The following is a 14,938-nucleotide window of genomic DNA, read 5'->3' on the forward strand; positions in this document are numbered from 1 at the left end:
GCCCTGCGAGAAACCGTGCCGAGCAGAAATGAAAAAGCCCCGCAGTGCGGGGCTTTTTCCTGTCGCTGAATCAGGCGAGCTGACGGCGACGGAACAGCGGTTGCGGCTGGGTCACCGAGGTCTGGTAGACCTCGGAGAAGTCATCCAGACCGGCCAGCGCCGCTTGCGGGTCGCGGTCGGCGCGGATGGCGTAGGCGTCGAAGCCGCAGCTCTGCATGAAGAACAGCTGGTCACGCAGCACGTCGCCGATGGCGCGCACTTCGCCCTTGTAGCCGAAGCGCTCGCGCAGCAGGCGCGCGGTGCTGAAGCCGCGGCCGTCGGTGAAGGCGGGGAAGTTCACGGCGATGACCTTGAACTTGTCCAGGTCTTGCGCGATGGCTTCGGGCTCTTCGTCCGCGTCCAGCCACACGCCCAGGCCGCCGTCACGGCCGCGCAGCGCAGGGCCGTGTTCCAGCCACAGGTTCAGCGGGATGATCACGTCGTCGCAGTTGGGCACGGTCTCGAGGGTCGCGTCCTTGGGCAGCAGGTGCCAGCGATCGTCGACGACCTCGCGGTTCTTAATGATTCGCTGCATATACGCGCTCCTTGAAGAGGTCGATGCCGATGCGACGGTAGGTATCGAGGAAACGTTCCTCTTCGGTGCGCTGTTCCACGTAGACCTTGATGATCTTCTCGATCACGTCGGCCATCTGGTCCTGGGCGAACGACGGGCCGAGGATCTGCGCGAGGCTCGCCTCACGGCTGGCGCTGCCGCCGAGGGAGACCTGGTAGAACTCCTCGCCCTTCTTGTCCACGCCGAGGATGCCGATGTGGCCCACGTGGTGGTGGCCGCAGGCGTTCATGCAGCCGGAGATGTTGAGGTCGAGGTCGCCGATGTCGAACAGGTAGTCCAGGTCATCGAAGCGACGCTGGATGGCTTCGGCCACCGGCAGCGACTTGGCGTTGGCCAGGGAGCAGAAGTCGCCGCCCGGGCAGCAGATGAGGTCGGTCAGCAGGCCCACGTTCGGGGTCGCGAAACCGTTCTCGCGCAGTTCGCCCCAGAGGGTGAACAGCTGCGCCTGCTCGACGTCGGCGAGGATGATGTTCTGGTTATGGCTGTTGCGCACTTCGCCGAAGCTGTAGCGGTCGGCCAGGTCGGCGACCACGTCCAGCTGCTTGTCGGTGATGTCGCCAGGCGCCACGCCGGTGGGCTTGAGCGACAGGGTCACGGCGACGTAGCCGGGCTTCTTGTGGGCGAAGGTGTTGCGGGTGCGCCAGCGGGCGAAGCCGGGGTTCTCGGCGTCCAGCTGGGCGAGGGTGGCGTCCTGGTCTTCCAGGGCCTGGTAGGCCGGATCGACGAAGTGCGCAGCCACGCGCTGCAGCTCGGCGTCGGTCAGGGTGCTCGGGCCGTCCTTCAGGTTCGCCCATTCGGCGTCGACCTTCTGGGCGAAGACTTCCGGCGTCAGCGCCTTGACCAGGATCTTGATGCGCGCCTTGTACTTGTTGTCCCGACGGCCATAGCGGTTGTACACGCGCAGGATGGCGTCCAGGTAGGACAGCAGGTGCTGCCAAGGCAGGAATTCATTGATGAAGCTGCCGACGATCGGGGTACGGCCCAGGCCGCCGCCGACGGAGACGCGGAAGCCCAGCTCGCCGGCTTCGTTCTGCACCGCTTCCAGACCGATGTCGTGCACCTCGATGGCCGCACGGTCGCTCACGGCGCCGTTGACGGCGATCTTGAACTTGCGCGGCAGGTGGGCGAATTCGGGGTGGAAGGTCGACCACTGGCGGATGATCTCGCACCAGGGGCGCGGGTCCACGAGTTCATCGCGGGCGACGCCGGCGAACTGGTCGGTGGTGGTGTTGCGGATGCAGTTGCCGCTGGTCTGGATCGCGTGCATCTGCACGGTGGCCAGTTCGGCGAGGATTTCCGGCACGTCTTCCAGTTCCGGCCAGTTGTACTGCACGTTCTGGCGGGTGCTGATATGCGCGTAGCCCTTGTCGTAGTCGCGGGCGATCTGCGCCAGCTTGCGGACCTGCCGGGAGGACAGCAGGCCGTAAGGCACAGCCACTCGCAGCATGGGCGCGTAGCGCTGGATGTACAGGCCATTCTGCAGACGCAGCGGGCGGAATTCCTCGCCGGTCAGTTCACCCGCCAGGTAACGGTGGGTCTGATCGCGGAACTGCTTGACGCGATCTTCTACGATCCTCTGATCGTATTCGTCATATACGTACATGAATCATCCTGCTGTCAGGCTATAGCGCTCAGGGCGTATTGCGTATCCCAGCGCGCACGGCAACGCGCTCCACGCGGAGTGGGGCGCACGATACCAGTTCGGGAATATGCGCAAAAGTGATGTTTGAGTATATGGCGAGAACTTTCGGGTATAAGTCGCGCCAGGCCTGAAACACAGGCGGGACGGGGACTTGAAGCAGGACGGCCGTTGCTCCGTTGCGCCGCTTCGCCGGGCTATGGGCGGCGGCGCAACGGGAGCCGATCAGGCATCCCGGCCGTGGGCAGCGTCGCGCAATTGTGAGGTGTCGACGCGGACGAAGATCGAGTCGCCGACGCAGGTCAGCACGTCCCCGGCGTAGACCTCGCAGATGATCCGGCTCTTGCGTCCGACTTCACCTTCTACATGGGCCTTCAGGGTCAGCGGCACGCCCATGGGCGTCGGCTTGATGTACTTGATACCGAGGTTGCCGGTGACGCAGTCGATGCGCGGCAGGCTGCCCGGCTCGCGGCCTTCGGCGCGGTAGTGGTAGGCCATGGCGGTCCAGTTCGAGTGGCAGTCCACCAGCATGGCGATCAGGCCGCCGTAGACCAGTTCCGGCCAGCCGCAGTACTTGGCTTCGGGCAGGTGTTCGGCGACGACGTGGATGCCGTCCTCGTGCCAGCGGCTCTTGATGTGCAGTCCGTGCGGGTTGCTGCCGCCGCAGCCGTAGCAGACGCCTTCCGGCGCGACAGTGTCTTGCAGTGAGTCCACGTGCTTCATCCACTCGCTTGTTCTTATGGAGCCAGCAGCCTAACGGCATTTGCGCAGTGGCGGAAAGGGGCGGTTCCTTGAGCTGCGGGCCGGGCTGGTCTTAACTCTGGGCTGTGGTCCTTCAGCCAATAACGAGAAGATGGGGGAAGCATGAGCGAAGAAACGTCCAGCAAGACCAGCGACAGCGTCGTCGATGCCCGCGCCGCATTCATCCTGATCCTGCTGGTGGTCGCGACCGCCGTATTCTGGGTCAGCCACCAGTGACAGCGGTGCCGGCGGGTCGCGCTGCGGCCCGCCCGGTACCTCACTTCCCGGCCGGCTTTTCTACAGCCCGGCGAAATGCAGCACCAACTGCACCAGCCCGTAGAGCAGCAACACGAAGACCAGCGTGAAGAGAATGCCCATGGCGATGAAATGACTGGGCTTGCCGTGGGTGAAGTCGCGCGCGCGGTTGCGCCCGCTCTGTACGCCGAAGGCCGCGGCCAGCACGCTGTGGAGCATCTGCCAGAAGCTCGGCGGCTTGTTCTGTTGCTCGTCCATCGTTCGTCCTCCTTTTGCATCCAATCCTAGACGTTAGAGTTCGATCTGCGTCCACTGGCGCTTCTGCCACATCACCGCGAAGATCGCCGAGGCCAGCCCTCGCTGGAGTATCTGCATGCTCCAGATCGCCAGCAGCCCGCCGCCCAGCACCGGGCCGACCAGGTAGGCCAGCGGCAGGAAGAACAGCCACTGGTTGCCCAGGCTGACCGCCATCACCGTGCGCACGGCGCCTGCGCCCAGCAGCGCCTGGGTCAGTACCAGCGCGGTGGCATCGATCACCATGCCCATGCCGGTGAGCATCAGCGGCACCCGGCCCAGTTCGATCAGCGCAGGATCGCTGACGAACAGCCGCAGGATGGCTTCGGGGAAGATCCAGAACGGCGCGCCCAGCAGTGCCAGGCCGCAGGCCGCCACCTTCACCACGTCCCAGCCCCAGCGGTGCGCGCTGTCGAAGTCGCGCTCGCCCATGCTCTGGCTGACCAGCGTGGTGGCCGCCATGCCCAGGCCGACGCCGGGCAGGATCAGGAACAGCGCCAGGTTGATCAGCACGTGGGCCACTGCCAGCTCGCGGGTGCCGACCTGGGCGATGATCCAGAACAGCAGGGTGATGCCGGCGGCGAAGAAGAACTGCTGCAACGAGTTGGGCAGCGACAGGCGCAGCAGCGTGCGGATGTCCCTTTCGCTTGGCAGGCGCGGGTGGAAGCCCTGGGCGCGGGCGTCGCGCCAGGTGATCCAGGCGTAGATCAGCGAGCCGAGGTACAGCGCCAGCGTGGTGCCCAGGCCGCTGCCCACCGCGCCCATCCGGGGCAGGCCGAACAGGCCGTGGATCAGGCTGTAGCTGATCGCCGCGTTGGCCAGGTGCATCACCACCAGGGTTCGCATGTACATGCCCGAGCGCCGGGTGCCGTTCCAGTAGCCGCGGAAGGAGAAGTTCAGGCCGACGGCTAGCACCGACAAGGCGCGCCATTCGAAGTAGGGAATACCGACCGCGAGCACCTCGGGGTCGTTGGACAGAGCGCGGACAATGGGCTCGGCGAACAACAGGCAGATCAGCGTGATCGGCAGCGACAGGCCCAGCGCCACCAGCAGCCCGCAGTTCAACGGAGCGGCGAGCTCGGCGTTGCGGCCTTCACCCCGCCGGCGCGCCACCAGTGCCTGCACGCCTGCGCCCAGGCCCATCACCAGCGAGATGGCGACGAAGTTGGCGTAACTGCCGATGCCGACCCCGGCGAGGGACTTTTCCCCGAGGTGGCCGACCATGGCCGCATCCACCAGGTTAAGCAGGCTCTGACTGAGCATCCCGCCGATGATCGGCAAGCCCAGGCTGAGAATATTCTGGAACCGCTGGCGCTCTAGCATGGCGTCTCTGGGCAGTAAGCTCCGGCCTGTTCTGGACATCCGGCGGGCCCGTGCCGGTAGGGCTTCGCTGCAGGAAATCCTAGCCGAAGGGAGCGCTTCCCGCCCCCTTTTAGAACGGAGTATGCCTACGAATATTGCGAAGTTGTTCCGGCGATATTTCCGATATTTGTGTGAGGCGCGTCACGTTTTTTCGCCTTGGCGAACGAGATCGGCGTACTACGCTGAGACTCAATTGACCAGGGCAAACCTGTGCGAAAGCCAGGGACGCAAAGCCACCGATCTACAGCCCGAAAGGGCCATGACCGCGGGGTTGCCAAGCAGGCCGGACGTTCGTCCGCGCCTTCTGCGAGCTTGCGCTCGGCATCTTCCAACGTCCCGGTGAGCCTCCTGATCAACCCGTGCAGGTTGATGGTGTTTGTTGGCCCAAGGGAGCGCGCCGATGAATCAGCCGTATCAGGTTCACTACACCTACGGGTTCGCCCGGATGGCGTTGCGGGATCAGGTGGTTTTCAAATCCATTGTCGGCCTGCTCAGCGGTCGCACGCTGGCGAGCTGGGCGTATGTCGATGGCCCGGCCGATCTGCTGGTCGAGGGGGAGGAAGGCGAGCCCCGCGTCCAGTTGCGCACCGCCGAAGGCGAGCCGCTCTGGGTCCATTGGCCACTGCGTGCCAGTGAAGTCTTCGACTGTCTTGAGCGCGCCGCCCGTGCCATCGGTCACCGGCCAGTGGAGACTCCTGGCGGAGCGCTGCGCCTGAAGCACTGGCCGGCGGCTTCCTTGCTCAAGGGTGAGCATCGCTACGTGCGCCTGGCCACACTGCTCTGCGCGCGGGCCATGAGCCTGGATGAGTTGTGCGAGCGCTCCGGCGTGCCGCGCCAGGTGGCGGAAAGCTTCGTCCGCCTGATGGACGCCCAGCAGATGCTTCAACCCGTCGAGGCCATGCCTGCTGCGCCCGCGCAGCAAACCGCAGCGCCCATCGGCCTGCTGGCGCGCATCCGTCGTCATCTCGGTCTGGGCGGTACTGCGGAGGCCAGCCGATGAGGGAATACAAGATCCTCTTCACCGGCACCATGGGCGCCGGCAAGACCACCGCCATCGCCGCGATCAGCGATATCGACCCGGTCAGCACCGATGTGCAGAACAACGACCCGAGCCTGGACAAGGCGCGCACCACGGTCGGCCTGGACTACGGCGAAGTGGTCCTCGGCCCGGAAGAGCGCCTGCGCCTGTACGGCACCCCAGGCCAGGCGCGCTTCGCCTTCATGTGGGGAATCCTCGCCCGAGGTGCGCTCGGGCTGGTGATCCTGATCGACAACTCGCGGCCAGACCCGCTGGGCGACCTGCGCGTCTACCTCGACGGCTTCGCCGATTGTATCGGCCGCGCGCCCTGTGTGATCGGTGTCGGCCGCCTGCCGGGTAATCCCCATCCCGGCCTGGACGACTACGCCGCCGCCCTGGCGCAGGCCGGATACAGCTTCCCGGTGATCGAGGTGGACGTACGCGAAGCGGAGGAGGTGCGGCTGCTGCTCGACCTGCTCCTGCTGCAACTGGAATGCACGGCGGCCTGAGGCCTGACGTTCGCCACCGACTGGAGTCGACCATGGAACATGCCCTGATGAGCCTGCCGGAAAGACTGCGCCACGACGCCGAGCTGGCGCTGGACGAACTGGGCGCCAGCCTCGGCCGGCTGAGCGCGGCGGTGATTGCCACCACCGATGGTTTCGAAGTCGCCTCCCGCGCCGGCAAGGGGCTGGAGGTTTCCAAGCTGGCGGCGATGGCCTGCTCGATCTCTGCCCTGGGTGCGATGGTCGGCCAGGAGAGCGAAGTCGGGCCGCACCAGAACGTGATCGTCGAGGCGAGCGAAGGCTACATCGTCATCGTCGACATCCCGCACCCGAGCCACCCGATGATCCTCAACCTGGTCGCCGACCGCGAGGAGATGCTCGGCCAGGTGCTCTACCAGGCAAAACGCACGGCAACACGGCTGGCGGATCTGTCGCTGGCCGGCTGAGACAAAAGGCTTCGCGGCGCGCGCGGCTGCGGGGCCCCTACAACAGGACGCGCACTCAAGGAGTAATCGCTATGGCAGCACTGCAACAATCGCTGGACGAACTGCTGAACCTGGATGGTGCCCTGGCGTCGGCCGTGGTGGATGCCAAGAGCGGCATGCTGCTCGGGCAGGCGGGTGGCGGCGTGGACCTGGAACTGGCGGCAGCGGGTAACACCGAGGTGGTCCGCGCCAAGCTCAAGACCATGAAGTCGCTGGCGCTCAACGATGTGATCGAGGACATCCTCATCACCCTGGGCCGCCAGTACCACATCATCCGCCCCATGGCGAAGCATGAAGGCGTGTTCATGTACTACGTGCTGGACAAGGTGAAAGCCAATCTGGCGCTGGCCCGGCGCAAGCTGCAGGAGGTGGAGGGGCAGATGGCGATGTAACGAAAAGGGCGGGGTGAAAGCGTGGGCTTGCCGGGGAGGCTTGCCCACGTTTCCTTTGGTGCGGGTATTACTCGAACAGACCGTGCCAGCAGTCGCTCAGCTCGCCCAGCTCGAAGGACTTGGCCCAGGACTGCTTTTCCAGCCACAGGCGGGTGGTCTCGCGGTCGGCTTCGGTCAGGCTGCCGACGGCGTTCAGGCACAGGTAGCCGGTGAACTCGCCGGCTTCGGTGGCGCCGCCGACGAAGACCCAGCCCTCGGACTCGACGAAGGCGATCCACTGGTCGAGCACGTCATCCAGGTCGCCGCTGTAGTTCACTTCCAGGCTGAAGCCGAATTCCTGGAACTCGGCCAGGCGCAGTTTCTTCAGCAGGCGGCGCTTGCGCGGTTTGGCCATCTGTTCGGGGGTGAGGTATTTCATTCGCATTGCTCTCGTCAGCGGAAGCCTGGCGGGTGGCCGGCTTCGGTCCGTTGTGGCCCGGGGGTACCCAGGATGGCGGGATTATCCCGCATCTGCGCCGCAAGTGCAGCGAAGGTTTTGCCCGGGCAGTTGCAAGCCCTGACGAGGATGTCGCGCCGGGCGGGCCCGGTCGCGACATGGGGTGCTCAGTTGTCGTAGCCCAGATTCGGCGACAGCCAGCGTTCGCTGGTAGTGATTTCCTGGTCCTTGCGCACGCTGTAGCGTTCGATCTGGTCCTTGTCGACCTTGCCCACGGCGAAGTACTGCGCCTGCGGGTGGGCGAAGTACCAGCCGCTGACGGCGGCGGCGGGGAACATGGCGAAGTGCTCGGTCAGGGTCACGCCGGACAGGCCCTTCGGGTCGAGCAGCTTGAACAGCGTGCCTTTCTCGGTGTGGTCCGGGCAGGCCGGGTAGCCGGGCGCCGGGCGGATACCGACGTACTGCTCCTTGATCAGCGCCTCGTTGTCCAGGTGCTCCTCGGGCTGGTAGCCCCAGTATTCCTTGCGCACACGCTGGTGCAGCCATTCGGCGCAGGCTTCGGCGAGGCGGTCGGCCAGGGCCTTGACCATGATCGCGTTGTAGTCGTCGCCCTTGGCCTCGTAGGCCTTGGCCACTTCCTCGGCGCCGATGCCGGCGGTGGTGATGAAGCCGCCGACGTAGTCCTTCACGCCGCTGTCCTTCGGCGCGACGAAGTCGGCCAGGCTGAAGTTCGGCTTGCCGTCGGGCTTGATGGTCTGCTGGCGCAGGTGGTGCAGGGTAGCCAGCTTGTGGCCATCGTCACCGTAGACTTCCAGGTCGTCGTGGTGCACCTGGTTGGCCGGCCAGAAGCCGAAGACTGCCTTGGCGCGAATGAGTTTCTCGCCGATCAGCTTCTTGAGCATCGCCTGGGCGTCGTTGAACAGGCTGGTCGCCGCTTCGCCCACGACTTCGTCGGTGAGGATGCGCGGGTACTTGCCGGCCAGGTCCCAGGAGATGAAGAAGGGCGTCCAGTCGATGTACTCGGCCAGCACGTTGAGGTCGATGTCATCCAGCACCTTGACGCCGGTGAAGCTCGGCACCGGCGGCTGGTAGCCGGCCCAGTCGAACTTCGGCTTGGCGGCGATGGCCTGTTCGTAGCTCAGGCGCTCGGTGCGTGCGCTGCGGTTGGCGGTGCGCTCGCGGACTTCCGCGTACTCCTCGCGCAGCTTGCGGGTGTACTCGGGCTTCATTTCCTTCGACAGCAGGGTGGTCGCCACGCCCACTGCGCGGGAGGCGTCGGTCACGTAGACCACGGCGTCGTTGCTGTACTGCGGGTCGATTTTCACCGCAGTGTGCGCCTTGGAGGTGGTGGCGCCGCCGATCAGCAGGGGCAGGTGGAAGTTCTGCCGCTGCATTTCCTTGGCGACGTGGACCATCTCGTCCAGCGACGGGGTGATCAGGCCGGACAGGCCGATGATGTCGCACTTCTGCTCGCGGGCGGTCTGCAGGATCTTCTCGGCCGGGACCATCACGCCCAGGTCGACGATGTCATAGCCGTTGCAGCCCAGCACCACGCCGACGATGTTCTTGCCGATGTCGTGCACGTCGCCCTTCACCGTGGCCATGAGGATCTTGCCCTTGGCCTCGGGCTTGTCGCCTTTCTCGGCTTCGATGAAGGGGATCAGGTGGGCCACCGCCTGCTTCATCACGCGGGCGGACTTCACCACCTGCGGAAGGAACATCTTGCCGGCGCCGAACAGGTCGCCGACCACGTTCATGCCGTTCATCAGCGGGCCCTCGATGACCTCGATGGGGCGCGCGCACTTCTGCCGGCACTCCTCGGTGTCCTCGACGATGAAGGTGGTGATGCCCTTGACCAGTGCATGCTCCAGGCGCTTCTCGACGCTGTGGCTGCGCCACTCTTCGTCTTCCACTTCCTTGACCGCGCCGCCGCCCTTGTAGTTGTCCGCGATAGCGAGCAAGGCCTCGGTTGCGTCCGGGCTGCGGTTGAGCACCACGTCCTCGACCTTGTCGCGCAGTTCCTGCGGGATCTCGTCGTAGATCTCCAGCTGGCCGGCGTTGACGATGCCCATCGTCAGGCCGTTCTGGATGGCGTAGTAGAGGAATACCGAGTGGATCGCTTCGCGCACCGGGTTGTTGCCGCGGAACGAGAACGACACGTTGGACACCCCGCCCGAAGTCAGGGCGTAGGGGAGGTTGTCGCGGATGTAGGCGCACGCCTCGATGAAGTCGACCGCGTAGTTGTTGTGTTCCTCGATGCCGGTGGCGACCGCGAAGATGTTCGGGTCGAAGATGATGTCTTCCGGCGGGAAGCCCACTTCGTTGACCAGGATGTCGTAGGAACGCTGGCAGATTTCTTCCTTGCGCGCCTGGGTGTCGGCCTGGCCGGCTTCGTCGAAGGCCATCACCACCACGGCGGCGCCATAGCGCTTGCAGAGACGGGCGTGGTGCTTGAACTGCTCGACGCCTTCCTTCATGGAGATGGAGTTGACGATGCCCTTGCCCTGGATGCACTTCAGGCCTGCCTCGATCACTTCCCACTTGGAGGAGTCGATCATGATCGGCACGCGGGAGATGTCCGGCTCGGAGGCGATCAGGTTGAGGAACCGGACCATGGCGGCCTTCGAATCCAGCATGCCCTCGTCCATGTTGATGTCGATCACCTGGGCGCCGGCTTCCACCTGCTGCTGCGCCACTTCCAGCGCTTCGGCGTAGTTCTCCTCGCGAATGAGGCGGGCGAACTTGGCCGAGCCAGTGATGTTGGTGCGCTCGCCGACGTTCACGAACAGCGAATTGCGGTCGATGGTGAACGGCTCGAGGCCGGACAGGCGGCAGGCGCGGGGGATTTCCGGAATCGCACGCGGCGCGTACTTGGCCACGGCCTTGGCGATGGCTTCGATGTGCCCAGGCGTGGTGCCGCAGCAACCGCCGATGATGTTGAGGAAGCCCGACGCGGCGAACTCTTCCACGACCACGGCCATTTCCGCCGGGGTCTCGTCGTATTCGCCGAAGGCGTTGGGCAGACCGGCGTTGGGGTGCGCGGAGACGTGGGTGCCGGCCTTGTTCGACAGCTCTTCCAGGTACGGGCGCAGCTCTTTCGCGCCGAGGGCGCAGTTCAGGCCGACGGAGATCGGGTTGGCGTGGCTTACCGAGTTCCAGAAGGCTTCGGTGGTCTGGCCCGACAGGGTGCGGCCGGAAGCGTCGGTGATGGTGCCGGAGATCATGATCGGCAGCTCGACGCCCAGCTCTTCATAGACGCCCTGCACGGCGAAGATAGCCGCCTTGGCGTTGAGGGTGTCGAAGATGGTCTCGATCAGGATCAGGTCCGCGCCGCCCTCGATCAGGCCGCGAGTCGATTCGCTGTAGTTCTCCACCAGCTCGTCGAAGGTGACGTTGCGGAAGCCCGGGTCGTTGACGTCCGGGGAGATCGAGCAGGTGCGGCTGGTCGGGCCGAGGACGCCGGCGACGAAGCGCGGGCGGTCGGGGGTTTCGGCGGTCTTGGCGTCGGCCACTTCACGGGCCAGGCGCGCGCCCTCGACGTTCATCTCGTAGGCCAGTTCCTGCATGTCGTAGTCCGCCTGGGACACGCGGGTGGCGTTGAAGGTGTTGGTCTCGAGGATGTCGGCACCGGCGTCGAGGTAGGCCTTCTCGATGGCCTGGATGACGTCCGGGCGGCTGAGCAGCAGCAGGTCGTTGTTGCCCTTCACGTCGCTCGGCCAGTCGGCGAAGCGCGCGCCACGGTAGTCCTCTTCCTGCAGCTTGTAGCTCTGGATCATGGTGCCCATGCCGCCATCGAGGATCAGGATGCGCTCCTTGAGGGCTTGCTGGAGGGCTTGCAGGCGTGCGGCACGGTCGATCATTGGAATTCTCGGAAAAAGGCGTGACGAAAGGTCGCTGATGATAACAAAGCTGCAGGAAATTTGACCGGGCGCGGTTTTACATGAAGATTCCTCATGTTCCGCCTTTGGTTGGAGCGCATTGCGCCGGTACTCCCGCTAGAATCCGCTCCATTCTGATGTCCGGAGTCCTTCATGTCCCTGCGAGCCCGTTTCACGTTGCTCATCGCATCCCTGGCGTTTTCGGCGCAGGCCCTGGCGGGAGGGCTGTCCTACACCAGGGACATCCAGCCGATCTTCACCGAGAAGTGCGTGGCCTGCCACGCCTGCTACGACTCGCCTTGCCAGCTCAACCTGACGGCCGCCGAAGGCGCGCAGCGCGGGGCGAACAAGCTGCCGGTCTACGACGGTGGGCGCAGCAAGGCGCAGGACCCGACGCGGCTGTTCCTCGACGCCCAGGGCGCGGATGCCTGGCGGCGCAAGGACTTCTGGTCGGTGCTCGACGGCCGCGGCAGCCAGGCGGCGCTGATGGCGCGGATGATCGACCTTGGACATGAGCATCCGCTGGTGCCCAACGCGAAGATTCCCGACGGGCTGGACCTGTCGATCAACCGCACCAACCAGTGCCCGACACCCGATTCCATCGACGACTTCGCTGCCAAAAATCCTCGCAGCGGCATGCCGTTCGCCGTCACCGGCCTGAGCGACAAGCAGTTGTCGACCATCAAGACCTGGCTGGCCCAGGGCGCGCCGGTGGACGAAAAGGCCTGGCAGGCGGGCGCCGGCGAGGCCGCGCAGATCGCCGACTGGGAAGCCTTCCTCAACCAGCCCGGCGCGCGCCAGAGCCTGGTGCAGCGCTGGATCTACGAGCACCTGTTCCTTGCCCACCTGTACTTCACCGAACGCGGCGAGCCGGGGCATTTCTTCCAGCTGGTGCGTTCGCGCACGCCCAGCGGCCAGCCCATCGACCCTATCGCCACGCGTCGGCCCAACGACGATCCGGGCAATACCTTCTACTACCGCCTGTGGCCCATCCAGGGCGTGATCGTGCACAAGACGCACATCACCTATCCGCTCAACGAGGCACGCCTCAAGCGCAACCAGGAGCTGTTCTACGGCAGCGACTGGAACACCGACAAGGTACCGGGCTACGGCCTGCAGCACCGCGCCAATCCTTTCGTGACCTTCGAGGCGATCCCGGCGCGGGCGCGCTACCAGTTCATGCTCGACAATGCCGAGTACTTTGTCCGCACCTTCATTCGCGGTCCGGTGTGCCGCGGGCAGATCGCCACCGATGTGATCCGCGACAATTTCTGGGCGCTGTTCCAGGACCCGGACCACGACCTCTATGTCACCGACCCGAAATTCCAGCGCCAGGCCTCGCCGCTGCTGGCGCTGCCGGGGCAGATCGATGACGTGGGCGCCATGCTGTCGCAGTGGCGTTCCTACCGCGACAAGCGCAACCAGTACGAAGAGCTGCGCCAGGACGTCTACGACGATGCGCCGACGCCGACCTGGGCCGATATCTGGGCCGGCAACGACAATGCCGTGCTGAGCATCTTCCGCCAGTACGACAGCGCTTCGGTGCGCAAGGGCCTGATCGGCGGCGTGCCGCAGACCATCTGGTGGCTCGACTACCCGCTGCTGGAGCGCACCTACTACGGGCTGGTGGTGAATTTCGACGTGTTCGGCAACGTCGCCCACCAGGCGCAGACGCGGTTGTACTTCGACCTGATCCGCAACGGCGCCGAACAGAACTTCCTGCGGCTGATGCCTGTCGGCGCACGCAAGAAGCTGCTCGACGACTGGTACCAGAACAGCGGGAAAATCAAGATGTGGGCCGACTACTACAGCAATGACAGTGACCAGCCGACCGGCCTGTTCCTGCCGGAAAAGGGCGCCAAGCTGGCCTTCGCCAAGCAGTTGCTGAAGAACTACGTGGCGCTCAATGCGCGGCCCGACCCGATCAACCTGTGTGAGAACGGTGCCTGCTACCGCAACACCGTGGCGGCGCCGCTGCAGGACGCCGAGCAGGCCTTCAGCCGGCTGGTCAGCCGTCCGGCCGCCGGGTTGCCGGTGATCGACCAGTTCCCCGAGGCGACCATCCTGCGTGTGGAACTGCCCGACGGCGAGCGCGAGATCTACACCGTGCTGCGCAACCGCGCGCACAGCAACGTCGCTTTCATTGCGGGCGAATCCCTGCGCTACCAGCCGGGGCTGGACACCCTGACCATCTACCCCGGCGTGCTGTCGAGCTACCCGAACTTCATGTTCAACCTGAAGGCCGCCGAGGTGAGCGATTTCGTCGCCGCGCTGGAGCAGGTGAAGAGCGCGGCGGACTTCGAGAAGGTCGCCGACCGCTGGGGCATTCGCCGCAGCCACCCGCAGTTCTGGTTCTACTTCCATGACCTGGACGCTTACCTGCGCGAAACCGAGCCGGTGGAAGCGGGCGTGCTGGACATGAACCGCTACGAGAACCTCTGACCGGTACGCTCTTTGTAGGAACGGCCCATGCCCGTGATCGCGGGCATGGGCCAGGCGCCCCCGCCCATCCTGCAGGGAGTTACCTGCTGTCCATCCAGCTGCGAATTATTCCTACTAAAACGGTAGGGCTTTATCCCGTCCCCCCGAATGGCGTAAACTGGCGCCACGTTTGCGAGGAGTTGCCATGAGCGCTATCACCATCACCGAAGCCGCACAGGATTACCTGGCCGAGCTGCTGTCCAAGCAGGACACTCCCGGCATCGGCATTCGCATCTTCATCACCCAGCCGGGCACCCAGTACGCCGAAACCTGCATCGCCTATTGCAAGCCGGGCGAGCAGAAGCCGGAAGACACCCCGGTCGGCCTGAAAGCCTTCACCGCCTACATCGACGCCATCAGCGAGCCGTTCCTGGACGACGCCGTGGTCGATTACGCCACCGACCGCATGGGCGGCCAGCTGACCATCAAGGCGCCCAACGCCAAGGTACCGATGGTCAACGAAGACAGTCCGATCACCGAGCGCATCAACTACTACCTGCAGACCGAGATCAACCCAGGGCTTGCCAGCCATGGCGGCCAGGTGAGCCTGGTGGACGTGGTCGAGGACAACATCGCCGTGCTGCGTTTCGGCGGTGGTTGCCAGGGCTGCGGCGCGGTCGAGATGACCTTGAAGGATGGCGTCGAGAAGACCCTGATCGAGCGCATCCCGGAGCTGAAGGGCGTGCGTGACGTCACCGACCACAGCAACCGCGAGAACGCCTACTACTGAGTCGGCGTCTGGCAGCGAAAAGGCGACCTTCGGGTCGCCTTTTTCATTGGTGGACTTCCACGCAGTCGTAGGGCGCATAACGCCTCAAGCGTTATCCGCCAATGCGGC

General features: G+C 65.1%; 13 protein-coding genes and 1 riboswitch. Of the genes, 6 read left to right on the forward strand and 7 right to left on the reverse strand.

Annotation, left to right across the window (positions count from 1 at the left end):
- Positions 1 to 70: 70 nt before the first annotated feature.
- From IB261_RS10795 to IB261_RS10815, 5 genes are all read right to left on the reverse strand, one after another.
- On the reverse strand, positions 71 to 574 hold the full coding sequence (locus tag IB261_RS10795; RefSeq protein WP_081516549.1) for a DUF934 domain-containing protein: 504 nt from the start codon (positions 572 to 574) through the stop codon (positions 71 to 73).
- Complete coding sequence (locus IB261_RS10800) at positions 558 to 2,216, reverse strand: nitrite/sulfite reductase (RefSeq protein WP_081516550.1); 1,659 nt, start codon at positions 2,214 to 2,216, stop codon at positions 558 to 560. The genes IB261_RS10795 and IB261_RS10800 overlap by 17 nt, the downstream gene beginning before the upstream one ends.
- Positions 2,217 to 2,477: 261 nt before the next feature.
- Positions 2,478 to 2,975, reverse strand: coding sequence for a PaaI family thioesterase (locus IB261_RS10805; protein WP_081516551.1), 498 nt, complete (start codon positions 2,973 to 2,975; stop codon positions 2,478 to 2,480).
- Between the two features lie 315 nt (positions 2,976 to 3,290).
- Entirely contained in the window at positions 3,291 to 3,506 is a 216-nt protein-coding gene (locus tag IB261_RS10810) for a DUF2970 domain-containing protein (RefSeq protein ID WP_045208331.1), read from the reverse strand.
- Between the two features lie 33 nt (positions 3,507 to 3,539).
- Positions 3,540 to 4,865: an MATE family efflux transporter gene (locus IB261_RS10815; protein ID WP_151186578.1), complete on the reverse strand. Its 1,326-nt coding sequence runs from the start codon at positions 4,863 to 4,865 to the stop codon at positions 3,540 to 3,542.
- A gap of 230 nt (positions 4,866 to 5,095) precedes the next feature.
- Positions 5,096 to 5,183: riboswitch (cyclic di-GMP riboswitch) on the forward strand.
- Between the two features lie 121 nt (positions 5,184 to 5,304).
- Between IB261_RS10815 and IB261_RS10820 the strand changes: the two genes are divergently transcribed.
- The 4 genes from IB261_RS10820 (at position 5,305) to IB261_RS10835 (ending at position 7,305) form a co-directional block, all read left to right on the forward strand.
- Positions 5,305 to 5,904, forward strand: coding sequence for a hypothetical protein (locus IB261_RS10820; protein WP_151186579.1), 600 nt, complete (start codon positions 5,305 to 5,307; stop codon positions 5,902 to 5,904).
- On the forward strand, positions 5,901 to 6,431 hold the full coding sequence (locus IB261_RS10825) for a GTP-binding protein (RefSeq protein WP_192222972.1): 531 nt from the start codon (positions 5,901 to 5,903) through the stop codon (positions 6,429 to 6,431). Before IB261_RS10820 ends, IB261_RS10825 begins: the two co-directional genes overlap by 4 nt.
- 32 nt (positions 6,432 to 6,463) lie before the next feature.
- A complete protein-coding gene (locus IB261_RS10830; protein WP_138216302.1) occupies positions 6,464 to 6,874 on the forward strand; it encodes a roadblock/LC7 domain-containing protein in 411 nt (136 codons plus the stop codon).
- Between the two features lie 71 nt (positions 6,875 to 6,945).
- Entirely contained in the window at positions 6,946 to 7,305 is a 360-nt protein-coding gene (locus tag IB261_RS10835; RefSeq protein ID WP_081516556.1) for a hypothetical protein, read from the forward strand.
- Positions 7,306 to 7,372: 67 nt separating this feature from the next.
- Here the strand turns inward: IB261_RS10835 and IB261_RS10840 are convergent, their stop codons facing one another.
- Positions 7,373 to 7,723, reverse strand: coding sequence for a 50S ribosome-binding protein YggL (locus IB261_RS10840; protein WP_192383146.1), 351 nt, complete (start codon positions 7,721 to 7,723; stop codon positions 7,373 to 7,375).
- A 185-nt stretch (positions 7,724 to 7,908) separates the two neighbouring features.
- Positions 7,909 to 11,601 (reverse strand): methionine synthase, encoded by a 3,693-nt coding sequence (gene metH, locus IB261_RS10845; RefSeq protein WP_081516558.1) that lies wholly within the window; start codon positions 11,599 to 11,601, stop codon positions 7,909 to 7,911.
- 171 nt (positions 11,602 to 11,772) lie between these two features.
- Between metH and IB261_RS10850 the strand changes: the two genes are divergently transcribed.
- Positions 11,773 to 14,061: a fatty acid cis/trans isomerase gene (locus tag IB261_RS10850; RefSeq protein ID WP_192383144.1), complete on the forward strand. Its 2,289-nt coding sequence runs from the start codon at positions 11,773 to 11,775 to the stop codon at positions 14,059 to 14,061.
- 184 nt (positions 14,062 to 14,245) lie between these two features.
- A complete protein-coding gene (gene nfuA / locus IB261_RS10855) occupies positions 14,246 to 14,830 on the forward strand; it encodes a Fe-S biogenesis protein NfuA (RefSeq protein WP_045208304.1) in 585 nt (194 codons plus the stop codon).
- Positions 14,831 to 14,938: the final 108 nt, after the last annotated feature.

It is taken from the genome of Pseudomonas sp. PDM20, from assembly GCF_014852575.3.
Lineage (GTDB): Bacteria > Pseudomonadota > Gammaproteobacteria > Pseudomonadales > Pseudomonadaceae > Pseudomonas.

What these genes read in the sequence shown, in the direction of transcription:
- nfuA (WP_045208304.1), top strand. Translation starts at nt 14,246, where the DNA reads ATGAGCGCTATCACCATCACCGAAGCCGCACAGGATTACCTGGCCGAG.
- IB261_RS10820 (WP_151186579.1), top strand. Translation starts at nt 5,305, where the DNA reads ATGAATCAGCCGTATCAGGTTCACTACACCTACGGGTTCGCCCGGATG.
- IB261_RS10825 (WP_192222972.1), top strand. Translation starts at nt 5,901, where the DNA reads ATGAGGGAATACAAGATCCTCTTCACCGGCACCATGGGCGCCGGCAAG.
- IB261_RS10850 (WP_192383144.1), top strand. Translation starts at nt 11,773, where the DNA reads ATGTCCCTGCGAGCCCGTTTCACGTTGCTCATCGCATCCCTGGCGTTT.
- IB261_RS10795 (WP_081516549.1), bottom strand. Translation starts at nt 574, where the DNA reads ATGCAGCGAATCATTAAGAACCGCGAGGTCGTCGACGATCGCTGGCAC.
- metH (WP_081516558.1), bottom strand. Translation starts at nt 11,601, where the DNA reads ATGATCGACCGTGCCGCACGCCTGCAAGCCCTCCAGCAAGCCCTCAAG.
- IB261_RS10830 (WP_138216302.1), top strand. Translation starts at nt 6,464, where the DNA reads ATGGAACATGCCCTGATGAGCCTGCCGGAAAGACTGCGCCACGACGCC.
- IB261_RS10815 (WP_151186578.1), bottom strand. Translation starts at nt 4,865, where the DNA reads ATGCTAGAGCGCCAGCGGTTCCAGAATATTCTCAGCCTGGGCTTGCCG.
- IB261_RS10800 (WP_081516550.1), bottom strand. Translation starts at nt 2,216, where the DNA reads ATGTACGTATATGACGAATACGATCAGAGGATCGTAGAAGATCGCGTC.
- IB261_RS10840 (WP_192383146.1), bottom strand. Translation starts at nt 7,723, where the DNA reads ATGAAATACCTCACCCCCGAACAGATGGCCAAACCGCGCAAGCGCCGC.
- IB261_RS10810 (WP_045208331.1), bottom strand. Translation starts at nt 3,506, where the DNA reads ATGGACGAGCAACAGAACAAGCCGCCGAGCTTCTGGCAGATGCTCCAC.
- IB261_RS10835 (WP_081516556.1), top strand. Translation starts at nt 6,946, where the DNA reads ATGGCAGCACTGCAACAATCGCTGGACGAACTGCTGAACCTGGATGGT.
- IB261_RS10805 (WP_081516551.1), bottom strand. Translation starts at nt 2,975, where the DNA reads ATGAAGCACGTGGACTCACTGCAAGACACTGTCGCGCCGGAAGGCGTC.